15 protein-coding genes and 1 pseudogene are annotated in these 14,358 nt (G+C 57.0%); 3 read left to right on the top strand and 13 right to left on the bottom strand.

Going from position 1 to position 14,358, the window contains the following annotated elements:
• Positions 1-26: 26 nt before the first annotated feature.
• The 7 genes from adhP to ACOTZD_RS14590 all read right to left on the bottom strand — a co-directional run bounded on the left by adhP (position 27) and on the right by ACOTZD_RS14590 (position 7,229).
• Positions 27-1,037: an alcohol dehydrogenase AdhP gene (adhP, locus tag ACOTZD_RS14620; RefSeq protein ID WP_023314184.1), complete on the bottom strand. Its 1,011-nt coding sequence runs from the start codon at positions 1,035-1,037 to the stop codon at positions 27-29.
• A 206-nt stretch (positions 1,038-1,243) separates the two neighbouring features.
• Positions 1,244-2,953, bottom strand: coding sequence for an ABC-F family ATP-binding cassette domain-containing protein (locus ACOTZD_RS14615; RefSeq protein ID WP_174402313.1), 1,710 nt, complete (start codon positions 2,951-2,953; stop codon positions 1,244-1,246).
• A gap of 387 nt (positions 2,954-3,340) precedes the next feature.
• Positions 3,341-5,038, bottom strand: coding sequence for an NAD-dependent malic enzyme (locus ACOTZD_RS14610; protein ID WP_003857058.1), 1,698 nt, complete (start codon positions 5,036-5,038; stop codon positions 3,341-3,343).
• A gap of 176 nt (positions 5,039-5,214) precedes the next feature.
• A complete protein-coding gene (gene sra, locus ACOTZD_RS14605; RefSeq protein WP_003857059.1) occupies positions 5,215-5,352 on the bottom strand; it encodes a stationary-phase-induced ribosome-associated protein in 138 nt (45 codons plus the stop codon).
• A 95-nt stretch (positions 5,353-5,447) separates the two neighbouring features.
• Complete coding sequence (gene bdm, locus ACOTZD_RS14600; protein ID WP_003857061.1) at positions 5,448-5,663, bottom strand: biofilm-dependent modulation protein; 216 nt, start codon at positions 5,661-5,663, stop codon at positions 5,448-5,450.
• A 141-nt stretch (positions 5,664-5,804) separates the two neighbouring features.
• Positions 5,805-6,326, bottom strand: coding sequence for a VOC family protein (locus ACOTZD_RS14595; RefSeq protein ID WP_104468639.1), 522 nt, complete (start codon positions 6,324-6,326; stop codon positions 5,805-5,807).
• Positions 6,327-6,377: 51 nt separating this feature from the next.
• Entirely contained in the window at positions 6,378-7,229 is an 852-nt protein-coding gene (locus ACOTZD_RS14590; RefSeq protein ID WP_174402312.1) for a Vmh family MBL fold metallo-hydrolase, read from the bottom strand.
• Between the two features lie 111 nt (positions 7,230-7,340).
• On the opposite strand from ACOTZD_RS14590, the gene ACOTZD_RS14585 reads away from it, so the two are divergent.
• Positions 7,341-8,228 carry a LysR family transcriptional regulator gene (locus tag ACOTZD_RS14585; protein WP_234903206.1) on the top strand — a complete coding sequence of 296 codons (888 nt, stop codon included), beginning with the start codon at positions 7,341-7,343 and terminating at the stop codon, positions 8,226-8,228.
• A 69-nt stretch (positions 8,229-8,297) separates the two neighbouring features.
• Positions 8,298-8,726, top strand: a complete 429-nt coding sequence (locus tag ACOTZD_RS14580) for an OsmC family protein (protein ID WP_003857069.1) — start codon at positions 8,298-8,300, stop codon at positions 8,724-8,726.
• A 23-nt stretch (positions 8,727-8,749) separates the two neighbouring features.
• On the opposite strand, the gene ACOTZD_RS14575 is transcribed toward ACOTZD_RS14580, so the two are convergent.
• Positions 8,750-9,655: a LysR family transcriptional regulator gene (locus tag ACOTZD_RS14575; protein WP_048244118.1), complete on the bottom strand. Its 906-nt coding sequence runs from the start codon at positions 9,653-9,655 to the stop codon at positions 8,750-8,752.
• A gap of 137 nt (positions 9,656-9,792) precedes the next feature.
• Here ACOTZD_RS14575 and ACOTZD_RS14570 point away from each other — a divergent pair, with 137 nt between their 5' ends.
• Complete coding sequence (locus tag ACOTZD_RS14570; RefSeq protein WP_174402310.1) at positions 9,793-10,542, top strand: SDR family oxidoreductase; 750 nt, start codon at positions 9,793-9,795, stop codon at positions 10,540-10,542.
• Here the strand turns inward: ACOTZD_RS14570 and ACOTZD_RS14565 are convergent.
• From ACOTZD_RS14565 to ACOTZD_RS14545, 5 genes and pseudogenes are all read right to left on the bottom strand, one after another.
• The gene (locus tag ACOTZD_RS14565; protein ID WP_349861263.1) at positions 10,496-10,606 is read right to left on the bottom strand and encodes a hypothetical protein; all 111 of its coding nucleotides are present in this window, start codon (positions 10,604-10,606) and stop codon (positions 10,496-10,498) included. The genes ACOTZD_RS14570 and ACOTZD_RS14565 overlap by 47 nt on opposite strands.
• Positions 10,563-11,363: pseudogene (locus ACOTZD_RS14560) on the bottom strand (ABC transporter ATP-binding protein); the annotation flags it as partial. The gene ACOTZD_RS14565 and the pseudogene ACOTZD_RS14560, both read right to left, overlap by 44 nt.
• 94 nt (positions 11,364-11,457) lie before the next feature.
• Positions 11,458-12,444, bottom strand: a complete 987-nt coding sequence (locus ACOTZD_RS14555) for an ABC transporter ATP-binding protein (protein WP_003857075.1) — start codon at positions 12,442-12,444, stop codon at positions 11,458-11,460.
• Positions 12,441-13,337, bottom strand: a complete 897-nt coding sequence (gene ddpC, locus ACOTZD_RS14550) for a D,D-dipeptide ABC transporter permease (RefSeq protein WP_174402308.1) — start codon at positions 13,335-13,337, stop codon at positions 12,441-12,443. Before ddpC ends, ACOTZD_RS14555 begins: the two co-directional genes overlap by 4 nt.
• Entirely contained in the window at positions 13,334-14,356 is a 1,023-nt protein-coding gene (locus tag ACOTZD_RS14545; protein ID WP_003857077.1) for an ABC transporter permease, read from the bottom strand. The genes ddpC and ACOTZD_RS14545 overlap by 4 nt, the downstream gene beginning before the upstream one ends.
• Positions 14,357-14,358: the final 2 nt, after the last annotated feature.

Raw genomic sequence — 14,358 nt, 5'->3', positions numbered from 1 at the left:
GCAAAGCCGCTACCCGGCCGCCGCGGTTAAGAACGTAAATCAATCACCATACGGCCACGGATCTGGCCCTGTTCCATCTCTTTAAAGATAGCGTTGATATCTTCCAATGGGCGCATCGTGACTTTCGGAACCACCTTACCTTCAGCCGCAAACTGGAAGGCTTCGAGCAGATCCTGACGGGTACCCACCAGAGAGCCCACCACCTGAATCCCATCCAGGACCAGACGTGGAATATCCAGGCTCATCGCTTCCGGCGGCAGGCCAACAGCCACCACGCGGCCTCCGGCGCGAACCGCGTCAACGGCAGAGTTGAAGGCCGCTTTCGCTACTGCCGTCACCACCGCCGCATGCGCACCGCCGGTTTTCTCCTGAATCACTTTTGCCGCATCTTCACTGCGAGAGTTCACGGTTAAGTCTGCGCCCATGCTGGCAGCGAGCTTCAGCTGCTCGTCATTCACGTCAATGGCGATAACCTTCGCATTGAAGACATTTTTGGCGTATTGCAGCGCGAGGTTGCCCAGACCGCCCAGGCCATAGATCGCAATCCACTGGCCGGGTTTGATGTCAGAGACTTTTACCGCTTTGTAGGTGGTGACCCCGGCGCAGGTGATGCTGCTGGCCGCCGCGGAGTCCAGCCCGTCCGGGACTTTAACCGCGTAATCCGCGGTTACGATGCACTCTTCCGCCATGCCGCCGTCAACGGAGTAACCCGCGTTTTTCACGTCACGGCACAGCGTTTCGTTGCCGGTATTACAATATTCACAGTGGCCACAGCCTTCAAAGAACCACGCCACGCTTGCACGGTCGCCTACTTTTAGCGACGTGACGCCAGGACCAATCTCTTTGACGATACCAATCCCTTCGTGGCCGAGGATCACCCCGGTTTTGTCGCCAAAATCACCATTCTTAACATGGAGATCGGTATGGCACACGCCACAGCACTCCATCTTCAGCAGCGCTTCACCATGTTTAAGCGCGCGTAAGGTTTTCTCTGTAACATTAACCTGATGATCCTGAGTGACAACAGCAGCCTTCATGTGTTTCTCCTTTCATGATGAGTATCTGCATAGCAGGTGTAATACCCATTAAGGATTAATACTTTGACGCTGTAATGCAAGGCAACCGCAACATAATGTCATCATTTAGCTCAGTTTCAGATTAAGAATACGGCGATCCTCTAATAATCAGTAGGGAAAAACACTGACGTAAAAAAGACCCGGCGTAATGACCGCCGGGTACAGACTTACAGTTGGGCTTCTATCTCCTCAATCTCTTTTCGCCATTGCGCCTGCAACTGCGGTTTTTGATGTTTGGGCTTACGCGCCAAATCTTCTTCCAGCAACGTTTCCAGGGCGACAAGGCGTTCGAGCAGATCGTCTGACGCTGAAGAGGGTGCCTTCAATGCGGCGTTCGATGCCTCAGGTACAACCGGACCGGTGTCCTCACGCAGGCGCTCAAAGACCGCCTCCGCATCGTGCCATTCGCTCAGCCTGCCGTCCTCAATCAGCCAGAAGCGGTTACAGCACTGGCTAATTAACTGACGATCGTGGCTCACCAGCAGCACTCCGCCTTCAAACTGTTGCAGCGTTTCCGCCAGCGCCTCTTTGCCCTCCATGTCCAGGTGGTTGGTCGGTTCATCCAGCATCAGCAGGCTATAACGGGCAAGCGTCAGGCCGACGAACAGCAGGCGCGAACGTTCCCCGCCGCTCAGCGTACTGACTTTTTGCCCGTGACGCGCCCAAGGGAACCCGGCACTGATGAGCGCCATTTTACGGGTCTGCGGATCTGGCGCGAAAGGCTCCAGCGCATCAAGCAGCGCCGCATCATCTGGCAACTGGTGCAGCGTCTGGTCGTAGTAGCCGGGTGAGACGCGCGGATGACGCTTAAGCCGCTCGTCCGCGATCTCGTCGCGAAAATGTCGCCAGATAAGCTTCAGCAGCGACGATTTTCCGCAGCCGTTACGACCCACAATCGCCACGCGATCGCCGCTCTTCAGCCGCGCGCTGACGAGGGTAAACAGGTCTGGCAGACCCGGCGCCGGGGGGACGCCGAGGTGAGTCATTTCCAGCAGGCGGTCGGCGCGAAGCGCGTCCCCGCGCAGGGTTAAGGTCCACGGGCTTCCCGCCGTCAGTTCCGTCTGGTTTTCTTTAAGCCGTTCGACCTGTTTTTCCATCTGCTTAGCCTTGCGGGAGAGATCTTCGTTGTCGTAGACCTTGCCCCAGGTCGCGAGGCGTTTGGCGCTGGCCGTGACGCGGTCGATCTCTTTTTGCTCTGCCTTATGCCGCAGCGCATCGCTTTCGTCTTTCGCCTTCAGCGACTGACGGGCGGCAGTGCAGGGAAGGGCGAAGTAGTGCAATGTTTTATCGCGCAGGATCCAGCTGCCGTTGGTTACCGCGTCCAGCAGTTGCCTGTCGTGTGAAACCAGCACAAAGCTGCCGGACCAGCTCTGTAAAAACTGCTCCAGCCACAGCAGGGTCGGCAGGTCGAGGTGGTTGCTCGGTTCGTCCAGAAGCAGCAGATCCGGATCGCTTATCAACGCCCGCGCCAGCAGCAACCGCGTATGCTGGCCGCCGCTCAGCGTGGCGGATTGCAGCGCCGTTTCCTGCGTCGTAAAGCCCATTCCGGCCAGCAGCGTCTCGGCCTTCCAGCGAAGACTGTCGCGCTCACCGGTCGGCAGCTGCGCCAGCACCGCATCCAGCATGGTCAGGGGATAAAGGGTCTCCGGCAGATGTTGTTCCACGCGCGCCAGCAGGCAATGTCCCGCCAGTGAAACGGTTCCGGCAGCAGGGGACTGCGTCCCGTCGAGGATTTTCAGCAGCGTACTTTTTCCGCAGCCGTTATCACCCAGCAGGCCAATGCGGTCGCCTTTTTTCAACGTAAAGGAGAGAGAGTCGAAGAGCGTGCCAAACGCGGTATCAACACGTAAAGAATGTGCAGTGAGTAGAGTGCTCATTGTTGCTTACCCAGGAGTTACAGGCATGTTTATGCCTCGTCAAACATCGCTGACGATAACTCAGTAAGCCCGAGAGAAGGGATTTCAGGGGTTAGTGTCTTCGCTCAAGCGGAAGTTATCGCAGCACGATACCGATAACGCTTGAGCTGGTGCGATCACCAAATGTATGTGAAACATTGAAAATTTCACAGTACAGCATAATTGGCCTCCTTATATATTCAGTAGGTTAATGGATGAAGGGAGTGTAGCGGGGGAAAATGGGTTTGGCTAGTGGGAAGTGCCGTATATTCCCCTCACCCTAACCCTCTCCCCAAAGGGGCGAGGGGACTGTCCGGTGCGGTTTTCACCCTCTCCCCTTTGGGGAGAGGGCTGGGTGAGGGGCGATGCTTAAATCGAAGTACGACGATAGCTACGGTATTCCGGCATCCAGAAATTATCATCAATCGCCTGCTGCAACGCATCGGCAGAGGTTTTCACCGCGACGCCTTGCTGCTGCGCCATTTTGCCTACCGCGAAGGCAATTGCGCGGGACACTTTATGAATGTCTTTCAGCTCCGGCAGTACCAGGCCTTCACCGTTATTCACCAGTGGTGAGTGACCTGCCAGCGTTTCGCTCGCGGACATCAGCATTTCGTCGGTGATGCGGGACGCGCCGGAAGCGATCACTCCCAGACCAATACCCGGGAAGATATAGGAGTTATTGCACTGCGCAATGGGGTAGAGCTTGTCCTTCCACACCACCGGATCGAACGGACTGCCGGTCGCGACCAGCGCATTGCCTTCGGTCCAGGCGATGATATCCTGCGGCGTCGCCTCCACGCGTGAGGTCGGGTTCGATAGCGGCATCACGATAGGTCGTTCGCAGTGCTTATGCATCTCGCGAATAATCTCCTCCGTGAAGAGGCCGGTCTGCCCGGATACGCCGATCAGAATATCCGGCTTCACGTTGCGCACCACGTCAAGAAGCGAGAGCACTTCGTTATCCGTATCCCAGTTTTTCAGGTTCTCGCGCTTCTGCACCAGTTTGGTCTGGAACGGGAGCAGGTTTGGCATACCGTCGGTCAGCAGGCCAAAACGGTCCACCATAAAGACGCGGGAGCGGGCGAGCTCTTCGCTTAAGCCTTCGCGCTGGGTCTGGGCAATAATTTGCTCGGCGATGCCGCAGCCCGCGGAGCCTGCACCCAGGAAGACAATTTTCTGATAGCTAAGCTGGCTGCCTGCCGCACGGCTCGCAGCAATCAGCGTACCGACGGTCACTGCCGCAGTGCCCTGAATGTCATCGTTGAACGAGCAAATCTCATCGCGGTAGCGGTTCAGCAGCGGCATGGCGTTTTTCTGTGCGAAGTCTTCGAACTGCAACAGCACGTCCGGCCAGCGGTGCTTCACGGCCTGGATGAAATCATCCACAAACTGATAGTACTCGTCGTCGGTAATGCGCGGGTGACGCCAGCCCATGTACAGCGGATCGTTCAGCAGTTGCTGGTTGTTGGTCCCCACGTCCAGCACCACCGGCAGGGTGTAGGCCGGGCTGATCCCACCGCAGGCGGTATACAGCGAGAGCTTACCGATGGGAATACCCATCCCGCCAATGCCCTGGTCGCCAAGGCCCAGAATACGTTCGCCATCGGTTACCACGATCACCTTGATGTTGTGGTTCGGCACGTTTTGCAGAATGTCATCCATGTTGTGACGGTTCTGATAAGAGATGAACACGCCGCGGGAACGACGGTAGATCTCCGAGAAGCGTTCACATGCCGCGCCGACGGTTGGGGTGTAAATGACGGGCATCATCTCTTCGAGATGGTTCTGCACCAGGCGGTAGAAGAGGGTTTCGTTGGTGTCCTGGATATTACGCAGGTAGATGTGCTTATCGATTTCGGTTTTAAAACCCTGATACTGGATCCAGGCGCGTTCCGCCTGTTCTTCAATGGTTTCAACCACTTCAGGCAGCAGGCCCAGCAGGTTAAAGCTGCTGCGCTCTTCCATGCTAAAGGCGCTGCCTTTGTTCAGAAGGGGAAACTCCAGTAAAACCGGACCGGCGTAAGGAATATAAAGGGAACGATGTTTTTTCAGTTTGTTGTCCATGTCACTCACTCTTTTTAAGAAGATCCGTCCCTGACACTGCTGTTTGTCATCTTTCTGGCCTGTGCTACGGGGTGCGGTCGGTTGGTATTATAAAGGAGCTGAATATTAATTACCGCAACACATAAACAAAAACACCATCGGGATTACCGATGGTGTTGTGAATATCGTGCCGGAACTTACTTGCCGGAAGGGCGTTTTCTGCCGGTAGCGTGGGTAACCTGAGTTTCGCTACCCTCCTCAATAACCACTTTACGCTTGTTAGAGAGCTTGTAGTTCAGTCCCAGAATGTGGCGTGCCTGACGGTTCGATTTCATTTTAACTCCTCAATCCCGTTGATAGTTTTAAGGACAAGTTTGCTCACGCAAACGAAATGTAACCCCTTAGATTGCAGATCCAGCTTAGCAGGTTTTTACAAAGGTGCATTTTGCCCGCTGACCACATAGTTGATGGTTTGCTGGTAGATGTCACTGAGGATGTCATTGTCTGTGGCTTCCACCCACTTGGTCAGTTCCATCAAAATGTCATCTTCGGTAACAACACCGTGCTCCGCCTGAAGACCCTGCGCAATCGCGTTAACGAGTTCGGGTTGTGCTGCTGTGGTATGTGCCGGGTAATAAGTAAACATGCTGCCTCCGTGTCGTTGTCTGTTTAATGTTACGGCGTGCAAAATCGTAATTCACATTCAGATTGGCAAATATTTTCGTCGTTGTGGTTCAGATTCGTCCTGGAAATAAAAATATCATCTCTCCTGGCACACAAATAAAATTCAGGGTTTCCAGCGGCGTAAATTTGTCGTTTTTTCATAAGGCATGGGCGTCGGCCAGGAGATCAATTCCACAATGCTGCCCCAGGGGGTCTGCCCATAGCAGAAAGCATTCCCTTCACCTTGCTCATCCGGAAACGTGAGCGGCTTTGGCGCGGTAAACATCTCCCCGCCGGCAGCGGTGAAAGCGGCTATCGCCTTATCAAAATCATCAACATAAACAGCAAAATGCTGGAGGCCAAAGTCGCTGGCGCGGGCGGGCATTCCCTGTTCAGGGCCATGCATTTCGAAAAGTTCAATGCCGGGTCCATGGGGCATAACAAGCATGCGAATGGCGTAAATTTTTGTGCCGGGAAATAATTTTAAGGTGTGCTGTTGGGCGGCCTGATCAATATTATCGGTTTCCGCATCGACAGAATGATATAAAACCTGTGCGCCGAAAGCGCGTTTAAAAAATAGGGTGGCTTTTTCAATGTCGGGCACCGTAATACCGATATGGTCGATGCCCCTTACTGACGATGGCATAGTAAACTCCTGCTATAAAAAATTTAAATATAGCAGGAGATAATCAGGATATTACCACTTCATTTCGCCGGTATTCACTTTGGCACTCAATTCCAGCGAACTGGCTTCAGCCAGATTCGGCCACTGTTTTTTCATCGTGTCAATGACGCCGGTTGACGCTTTATGTGTCATGAGGGCCTGTTCAAACTGATGTAGATAGCGACGGGTAAAGTCGATAGCGCCGGTACCCGCTGGCGGTGTCCCAAGGTAGTGGCCCGGAATAACGTGTTCGGGCTTAAGGGCTGCCATGCTATCCAGCGTCTGCTGCCACTGTTTGCGGCTTTCCGGCGTTTGGGTATCCGCCGTCCAGACGTGAATACCCCACGAGACGCCCGTGCCGCCGAGGATGGTTTTTGCGGATGGGATCCAGACGTACGCCGCATAGCTCTCAGGCTCTTCAATATTCACTCTCTCACCGTCAATCATAAAGGTGGTTGAGGCAAGCACCTGCGGCACGTAGAGCTGCGTCGGCGCGCCGTCTTTCATCTGTGGCCCCCAGAAGGCGAGCTTAGCGTCTTTTGTGGCCTTGATATGGTCCACCACCTGTTGCGTGGCGACAACTTTGGCATTAGGGAAGGCTTTCACCAGCGGTTGCAGGCCGAAATAGAAATCCGGATCGCCGGAGGTGATCACGATTTTGTTCAGCGTTTTACCGCTGTGGCGAATTTTTTCTACCAGCGCTTCGCCATCTTTCACGCTGAACTGGGCGTCAAACAGTACCGCCTCTTTCGGGCCAGATACCAGCGTGGAAGAAACGGCAAAAATGCCTTTTTCCTGCGGGTTGTACGTATCAACGGTCAACGGCGCGGCAAAGACGGCCGGAGTGAAAAGGGTTGTCAGCAAAGCAAGGCGGGCGATAGTCATGGTCAAGTCTCTGTTCTTCAGGAAAGTCTCTATTGTACGGATCTCTTCATTTGCCAGAATTCCTGAAACAGGAGATGCTTAGTTTCATAAATCGAGCAAATGGAGGTCAAAATGGATCGCGTTATTGCCGCCCAGGTGTACAACCGCATCTGTGAGCTGGGGAGTTTAAGCGCGGCGGCGCGGGCGCTGGGGATCTCCCGTCCGATGGTGAGCCGTTATCTGGAGCAGATGGAGAAGTGGGCCGGGGCGCGGCTGGTGAACCGCTCCACCCGCAAGCTGACGCTGACGGCGGCGGGGGAGAAGGTCCTGCAAAAGACCCGCACGCTCTCGCAAATTTCTCAGGAAATTGAAGATCAGTCAGTGAAGGATTTACCCTCAGGCACGCTTCGTGTCGCCTGCGCGCACTTTACGGCGATGCATATTATCGTTCCGGTGCTGCCCGATCTGTTGCAGCGTTACCCTCAGCTGCGCATTGAGCTGGATGTTAACAATCATCCGGTAAGTCTGGTGGGCGAGCGAATTGACGTGGCGATCCGCATCACCGATAACCCTGAACCGGGCATGATCGCCCGCCGACTGGGAGAGTGTCGGTCCGTACTTTGCGCCTCGCCGCACTACCTTGCCAGTCGGGACGTTCCAGAGCAGCTGGAGGATTTATCCCGGCACAATTGCCTGCATTACAGCTTTTTTGCCGGTCAGTCGTGGCGTTTTTTGACGCCAGAAGGGGAGTCGGTCACGACGGCGGTCAGCGGCAATCTCAGCGCCAGTATCTCGTCATTGCTGATGGAGGCGGCGATAAACCACTGTGGTATTGCCATGCTGCCCGAGCGCGAGGCCGACGCGGCGCTACGGCAGGGCAGCCTGGTGCCGGTGCTCGGCGCCTTTACGCCAAAACCGATCGGTATTTTTGGTATTTATCAGTCGCGAGACTACCAGCCTGCGGCGCAGCGTGTGTTCCTGGATGCACTTGCAAACCACCTTGCCACGCGCTCGGACTAGTCTGTCTTCCCTGCAAAATGGATTATGCGTCCTATACTTATCCCTTTGTAAGCCAAAAGGAGAGCAAGAATGACGATTCATAAGCACGGTTCAGCACACTGGTCTGGCGACATCAAACGCGGCAAAGGGACGGTCTCCACAGAGAGTGGCGTCCTTAACCAGCAACCTTACGGCTTTAACACCCGCTTCGAGGGCGAAAAAGGGACTAACCCGGAAGAGCTGATTGGCGCAGCGCACGCGGCCTGTTTCTCTATGGCCCTGTCTCTAATGCTGGGCGAAGCGGGTTATACTGCCGATTCCATCGATACCACGGCGGATGTCTCGCTGGATAAAACCGACAGCGGTTTTGCCATCAGCAAAGTGGCGCTACAAAGCAAGGTGACGGTACCGGGTATCGATCCGCAGCAGTTCGACGGCATTATTCAGAAAGCGAAGGCGGGTTGTCCGGTATCGCAGCTGTTGAAAGCCGAAATCACGCTGGATTACAAACTGAACTGATATCAGGCCGGGCAAATGCCCGGCTAACCTTTCACTGCCGCAGGGAAAACCTCGGCAAGCCACGCAATAAACACTCTCAGGCGATGCGTTAAATGCCGACTCTGGGGATAGACCACGTGAAAAGGATACGCCTTAGGACGCCAGTCGCTCAGGATCTCTACCAGCGCGCCCGTTTCCAGATGCGCTCTCGCAGCATAGCCAAACGTCTGAATAATCCCTAAACCCGCCAGCGCCGCGGCCAGATGTGCGTTGCTTTCATTGACCCCAAGATGGTGCGGTACGCTGATCTCCAGCGGCTCACCCCGGTCGAGGAAGCGGAACGGAAATGCGCGTCCGGTAACCGGGGAAAGGTAGCTAATCAGCTTATGGCCGTTGCGCAGCTCCTGCGGATAGGCAGGGATGCCGTGAGCTTTAAGATAGCCCGGCGCCGCGCAGGCGATCATCCCGGCATCACCGATATGCCGCGCGATAAGCGAAGAGTCATCCAGCGCGCCGCCGCGGATCACGCAGTCCACGTTTCCGCTGATTAAATCTACCGGACGATCGGCTACCCCCAGGTTAATGCGCAGATCCGGGTAGCGCTGAAAAAAATCCGGCAGCAGGGGGATCAGCACGTCCCGGGCGGTTGAGCCCCCCACGTCAATACGCAAATGGCCTTTGGGCGTGCAGCACGATGCGCGAAAGGCGGTATCAATGTCCTCTATATCAATTAATACCCGTAGCGCTTTCTCGTAGTATTCCATGCCTTCTGCCGTCGTGACCACCCGGCGCGTCGTGCGATGCAGCAGCCGTGTTTCCAGGTGCGCTTCAAGTGATTTTACCAGCTTGCTCAGCGTGGCTATCGGCATGTTCAGGGAGTCTGCCGCTCGGGTAAAGCTTCCGGATTCAACCACCCGCGTAAAGGCACGCATTGCCATTAGCTGATCCACATAGATCTCCTCTGATTATTTCCTGCTGTGAAAATTCATTTTCATTTTTGCCCGTTTATCGCTAATCCCGCAAGGTCTAAAGTCTGCCTGACGCGGGCAAACGCTCCTCTTTTACATCACAACAAAAGGTTATGAGTATGAATACAACGCTTGCAGGAAAAATCGCTCTGGTGACCGGTGGCAGCATCGGTATTGGTCTCGCAACGGCACAGGAGCTGGCGGCGCAGGGAGCGAAGGTCTATATCACCGGACGTCGTCAGGCCGAACTGGATGCTGCCCGGGCAGACATTGGCGCCGCGGCGGTAGCTATCCGCGCGGACGTCTCCAGAATGGCCGATCTGGATGCGGTTTACGCGCAGATTGCTAAAGAAGAAGGACGACTCGATATTCTGTTCGCCAACGCCGGGGGCGGCGACATGCTGCCGCTGGGCGCTATCACCGAAGAGCAGTTTGACCGGATTTTTGCCACCAACGTGCGCGGCGTGCTGTTCACCGTCCAGAAAGCGCTGCCGCTGCTCTCATCTGGTTCATCCATTATCCTCACCGGATCGACGGTTTCGATTAAGGGGACGGCGAATTTTAGCGTCTACAGCGCCAGTAAAGCCGCCGTGCGTAACTTTGCCCGCTCCTGGGCGCTGGACTTACAGGGCCGCGGGATACGCGTCAACGTCGTCAGCCCTGGCCCCGTGAAAACGCCCGGTCTTGGCGATCTGGTTCCCGAAGAACAGCGTCAGGGATTATACGATGCGCTGGCGGCCCAGGTACCGCTGGGTCGCCTGGGCGCGCCGGGCGAAGTCGGGAAAGCCGTGGCGTTTCTGGCGTCCGATGCCGCCAGCTTTATTAACGCCACGGAGCTGTTTGTCGATGGCGGGATGGCGCAAATCTAGCGGTTACGCCAGCAGCGTACGCTTCGGCCTTCGGCTGCGGGCTGAAGCGGCTGCGGCCGTTCACATCCCTGCATCGCCAGCGGGCAGCGGTCGCGGAAGTAGCAGCCAACGGGCAGGTGGCGATTACCGGGAAGATCTGTTTTGCGTAATGCCAGATCTTCGTCCAGCGGTTCTCCGGTACGGGGAACGGAGTCAAGCAGCAGCTGCGTATACGGATGCCGCGGCTGACTCAGCACCTGGTCCGCCGGACCCAGCTCCACGATCTGCCCCAGATACATCACTGCCACCCGGTCGCTCATGTGCCGGACCACCGAGACGTTGTGCGAGATCAGTACGTAGGTCAGATTTCGCTGCTGTTGCAGGGCAACCAGCAAATTGAGGATCTGCGCCTGGACAGAAATATCCAGCGCGCTGGTGGGTTCATCCAGCACGATGATGTCCGGATCTGAAGAGAGCGCCCGGGCAATAGCGATGCGCTGGCGTTGTCCGCCCGAAAACGCATGCGGCAGGCGGTCAAGATATTCTGCTCGAATGCCCACCTGCTGCGCCAGCGTCTCAGCCAGCTGACGACGCTCCCGTTCGCTGCGGCGTTGCTGTATCCACACCGGCTCGGTAATGATGCGCCAGACGGGTAAACGCGGATCGAGGGACGAGAGCGGGTCCTGAAATACCATCTGCATATCGCCTGCCGCATTTGCGCGCTGACAGGCACCTGTACTCGGTTTGAGCATGCCCATCAGCAGTTGCGCCAGCGTGCTCTTTCCACAGCCGGATTCCCCCACAACGCCCAGCGTTTCGCCGCGATGGATCCGGAGATCCATGCCGTTGAGGGCGTGTACCTGCTCCGTCACGCGCCCCAGCCAGTTTTTGCGCGCAGGAAAATTCACATGCACGCTATCCAGTTCCAGCAGTACCTCAGACATGGCGTCTCTCCTGTTGTGGGTACCAGCAGGCAGCCTGTTGGCCTTCTGCGCCCGTGGAAATTAAGCGCGGCGTTTCGCTGCATTTCGCCCCGGCAGCAAAACAGCGTTCGCGAAAGGCACATCCGCGCGGGAGGTGGCTGAGGTTAGGCACCGTGCCGGGAATGGCCGGGAGGATCTCGCGCGGTTCACCATTTTCCGGGGCACACCGCAGCAGGCCAATCGAATAGGGGTGTACAGGATGGTGGATCAAAGTCTGCGTGCTGCCGCTTTCGATCACGCTGCCCGCGTACATAACGTACATCCGGTCACAAAGCTGCGACACCACCGCCATATCGTGACTGATAAACAGCACCGACGTCCCGCTGGCGCGCGCTTTGTGTTTCAGTAGCCGCAGCACCTGACGCTGAACGGTCACGTCCAGCGCGGTGGTCGGCTCATCGGCAATGATCAGCTCCGGCTCGCAGGAGAAGGCAAGGGCGATCATCACCCGCTGGCGCATGCCGCCGGAAAGCTCAAACGGATAGCGTTCCATCACCTGTGCCGCATCCGGGATTTGCATCTCGCCCAGCAGGGCGATCGCCTTCTGCTGCGCGTCGCGGCGGGAAAGCGACTGATGCTGGCGGATCACCTCCACCATTTGCCTGCCAATCCGGCGCGTAGGGTTAAGCGCCGTCATCGGCTCCTGAAAAATCATCGCCACCCTGGCGCCGCGCCACTGACGAAGCTGTTTTTCCGACGCGTTCAGGACATCTTCCCCGAGCAGGGTGACCCGGCCATGGTGAACATGGTAACTGCCTTCCGGCAGCAGGCGCATCGCCAGCATCGCGGTGACCGATTTTCCCGAGCCGGATTCGCCCACCACGCCGACAATTTCACCCCGGCCAATCTCCAGCGAGACGTGGTTGAGCGCGTGGACGTCACCGCGAAAAATGGGGAAGCTCAGATGCAAATCTTCAATCGATAATACGGAATCACTCATGACTGCTTCCCTCCTGATTTGGGATCCAGCAGGTCGCGAAGACCATCGCCAAACAGATTAAACCCAACCGCCGTGATCAGAATTGCCGCCCCCGGAAACGCGCAGTACCACCACTGGTCAAGCACGTAGTTACGCCCCACGGCCACCATCGCGCCCCATTCGGCGGTCGGCTGCTGCGCGCCTAATCCAATAAAGCCCAGCGTGGCGGCCATCAGGATGGCGCTGCCGATATCCAGCGACGCCTGTACGATCAGCGGCGGAAGGGCGTTACGCAGAATATGCCAGCTGATCAGGTGCCAGCGCGATGCGCCAAAGGTGCGGGCGGCCTGCACGTAGGTGAACTGGCGCACCAACAGCGTTTGCCCGCGTGCCAGCCGCACGTAAAACGGAATGCGTACAATCGCAATCGCCAGCATCGCGTTAAACAGGCTTGGGCCGAGCGCGGCGGCCAGCGCCATCGTCAACACCAGCGAGGGGATGGAGAGCATAATGTCCATGATACGCATAATGATGGCGTCGCCGCGTCCGCCGAGTACGCCGGACAAACAGCCGAGCAGAGAACCGATGCCGCCCGCAATCACCACCACCGCCAGCCCCGCCGTGATGGACTGCTGGCTGCCCACCAGCACGCGGCTGAACAGATCCCGGCCCACCTCATCGGTGCCAAACCAGTGCTGGGCTGAAGGCGCCTGCAATCGCGCGGTCAGATCCAGCGCATTCGGATCGTGCGGGACTATCCACGGCGAGACCATCATCATCAGCAGCATCACGATCATAATCACCCCGCCGATCAGCGTGAGCGGGCTTTTGCGTAACATCCACAATAGCTTTGCCCAGTTAATGCGCTGTTTAGCGGTGCTGACAGGGACGGGCGTTTCCTGAGTTAACATCATTCGGCACCTCCGCGCCCGATTCGCGGGTCGATCCACAGATACAGCAGATCCACCACCAGATTGACGAAGACATAGGCCAGCGATACCACGACCGCGAAGCCCATGACGGCAGGGAAGTCCAGCGCCTGAATGGAGGTCACCACCCAGGCTCCCATTCCCGGCCAGGCAAACACGGTTTCGGTAAGGACTGCCCCGTACAGCAGATCGCCCAGCGCCAGCCCGAGCACGGTAATGGAGGGGATCATGGCGTTGGGTAAGGCGTAGCGCAGCACGATGTACCACCCCGGCAACCCGCTCGCGCGGGCGGTACGAATATAATCCTCGCTCAGTTGCTCCAGCATCGCGGAACGTACCTGACGCGCCACAATACCCAGATGCACAAAGGCCAGGGTCAGGGAGGGGAGAATCAGGTGCTGTAGGGCGTTGAAAAACACCTCGCCGTTGCCTTCCAGCAGAGCGTCCAGCAGATAAAAACCGGTAACGTGGGCGGGCGGATCGAGCCAGTCGTCCAGCCTGCCGCCGCCGGGCAGAATTTGCAGTTGCCCGTAGAACAGAACGATAACTCCCAGTCCCAGCCAGAAGGCAGGCGTCGAGATGCCGGTCATCGCCATCAGTCGCACCAGGTGATCCAGCCAGCGGTTACGGTACACCGCCGATAAAATGCCCAGCGGCACGCCAATCACCAGGGCCAGCAGCAAAGAGCAGAAGGCCAGTTCCAGCGTGGCGGGGAAAAAGGCTTTCAAATCTTCCGCAACGGGGCGACCGGTGCGAATGGATGTGCCCAGATCGCCATGCGCCAGCGCCTCTACATAGCGGCCAAACTGAATATAGAGCGGTTGATCCAGCCCCAGCTGCTGGCGGATGCCCTGCACGATTTCATCGCTGGCGCGGTCACCGGCCAGCAGGCGGGCCGGATCGCCGGGGATCAGGTGTGAAATAATAAAAGTAATAATACAGACACCGGCCACCACCAGGATTAACCCCCAGCAGCGCTGGCGCACAATGCTCCAGAACGTCATAC

Source organism: Enterobacter cloacae complex sp. SHL022 (genome assembly GCF_049237785.1).
Taxonomy (GTDB): Bacteria; Pseudomonadota; Gammaproteobacteria; order Enterobacterales; family Enterobacteriaceae; genus Enterobacter; species Enterobacter hormaechei_C.
The sequence above is the reverse complement of the archived record's forward strand: the minus strand, read 5'-3'. Positions and strand labels throughout refer to the sequence as shown.